This window comes from Glutamicibacter sp., from assembly GCF_035257265.1.
Classification (GTDB): domain Bacteria; phylum Actinomycetota; class Actinomycetes; order Actinomycetales; family Micrococcaceae; genus Glutamicibacter.
On sequence record NZ_DATEXC010000007.1, the window covers coordinates 1 to 2,506 of the forward strand.

The window sequence follows — 2,506 nt, forward strand, 5'->3', positions numbered from 1 at the left end:
TTCGCGCGCATTGGCTGTTGCATAAGGTCCCTCCAAGACTGTGAGAGTCTGGCTCCTCGTGTAGGGATCAAGTTTACTCACAGTGTGCCGATAAGACACGAGACGAGTGCATAGACAATCCGCCCACCCTGTGAGGAGCGAGCCATGCAAGCTATCGTCACATCACTGTCTCCAACTTGCGGATGTGCATATGCTGTACGACATCGAGAAGGCCTCCAGAGCAACCGCCTCACGCAGGTGCAAGCTGAAACCCACACAAGCGCTGATATTACTCTGGTGACTGCCGAAGGCGACAAGGGCAGTAGCGCAAAAGTCACCCTGTGAGGGAAATAGGGTTATCATGGGCAAAGAACCTTCCCTCAAACCGGACCAACGTGGACAAGACGCTGGCCAGGAGGTGCCCATGAGAACCCCAAAGCGATTATACGCTGAAGAGCGCATCATTTATCACCCTGAACTGCTGACCTGCCTCCACTGCGGTGACCTCTTGGTTACCTGGAACTACCTCGCGTGGGATAAGACCGTGCAGACGCTCGATCGTCTCCTCTCCATTGCCACGCGACCGGGCCGCTGCCCGCACGTAACGTGTCCGGGCTCGCGCATGCGTTTGCTCTCTGCTGAGGCCCAGCGGATGGCGCCTCCCGGCTCCACGTATGGCTATGATGTGCTCGTCCACATTGGCTGGCTGCGGCAGCACCAACGCGCGACCTATGGGGAGATTCACACCGACCTCTCCTCAAGGCTCGCCATCTCCGAAGCTCATGTGCGCTATCTCTATCAGCACGTGTATTTACCCCTGCTGGCCTGCCACGAGCGTCAGCAGCGCGGGCGACTGGCCCAGGTCGCCCAGGAGCAAGGTGGCTTAATCATCGCCCTGGATGGTCTCGCGCCCCAAGGGGGCGAGCCACAAATTTGGTTCATACGCGACTTATCAACGGGACTGACGCTGCGCAGTGGGTGGCTGGCGCAGCTCGATCAGCCCACGTTTGAGGCATTCCTCGCCCCCCTGAAGCACCTGGAGTGGCCGATTCTGGCCGTGCTCAGTGACAAACAAACGGGCTTGGTGCCAGCCGTTGCCACAGCCTTGCCCCACAGCCGGCATCAGTTCTGCCAAGCCCACTATCTGCGGAATCTGGCCGAGCCACTCGCCGAAGCCGATGCGGCCTTCAAGGGTGCGCTGCGCATAACGGTGCGCGAGCAGGTGGGCGACTTGCTCCGGCCAGACCCCGGGAGGCCACCCGGCCAAGCGGGTATCTTGACCGTGACAGGCTTGTTGCCAAGCCCTTTGGAAGAGCCCCCGATCTTGCCAAGCCCAGCCTCATCTGCCACCCCCGCGGCGGCCGATCCTGAAGCCGAGCAGGTCATCACGCAGCTCTTGCGCCACACGCGCTACTTGCTCACACTCAAAGGCCGGCCGCCCTTTCGGCTGGCCGGCATCGAGACCTACGAGCGGCTCCACAACGTCGCCTGCGTGAGCCTCGACTTGCTGGCTAAGCGCTATGAGCCGCGGCTCGCCCACCTGTATCAAGGCCTCCAGGCGGCTTTAGCCCCCTTGGCTGCGCCATACCAAGAGTTGCAACAAGGTGCGGTCTGGCTCCGCGACATGGCTTACATTTTAGAACCCGTGGCCACGCTCCCTATGCCGGGGGAACAAGTGGCAGGGCAACTGCGCGCCTATCTCGATACCGTGGTGCGCCTGCCTGATGTCACACCAACCTTGGAGAGATTGCGCCTGCACCTGGACGAGGTCAGCCGCAGCTATTGGGCGGGGCTGTTCCACTGCTATAACGTGCCGGGCCTCCCGCGGACCAATAATGCGTTGGAAAGCCACTTTCGCGAGACAAGGCGCCGCCTGCTGCGGATCACGGGCCAGAAGGGCCAAACACAGCGCACGCTGCAACGCCAAGGCGCCTGGGAGCTCCTCCCGCAGCCACTGACAGAGGCCACATTACTGGGGGCCTTGCGTCACACCCCCTCGGCGGACCTGGCTCAGGAACGGCAGCGCTTTGCTGCACATCGCCAGCGGTTCCGCTTGCAGAGCCGTTCCCTGAGACAGACCCAAACTCAGTTCGATCGACTCCGTCAGAGGTGGCCGGCACTTCAGGCTACAGGCACAGGGTGACTTTTGCGGTATTGCCTTTTCTGGGCTACCGGATCAGTCGCGCCGGGGTCACGCCTAGCCGCAAGCTACGCCGTGCCATGCCGCGGCGCTTACACACCGCAGCGAGCAAAGGACACGAGGCACTGGTGCGGAGCATACAATCGTATCGCGGGTTGTTGTTATTTTGACCCGCATGACAAATGACACTTGTGTCACGACAATGACAATTGTCACATGCGGCGCGCTCGCGCTACGCACGAGCAAAGCAAGACAAGGGGCCAATGGAACAAAAACTCAAGGCTGGCGGCGCGGGCGGCGCACACAGCGAAAGCCGATGCCGTCGTCCCAGTGCTCGGGCTCTTCCCTGACCCGGGCCGCCGACCGCAGGCGCCACGGGACGACGAA

General features: G+C 61.7%; 1 protein-coding gene. It reads left to right on the forward strand.

The features are described from left to right. The first annotated feature begins 403 nt into the window (after positions 1-403). On the forward strand, positions 404-2,122 hold the full coding sequence (locus VJ369_RS00555) for a transposase (protein ID WP_324090213.1): 1,719 nt from the start codon (positions 404-406) through the stop codon (positions 2,120-2,122). The last annotated feature ends 384 nt before the right edge of the window (positions 2,123-2,506 follow it).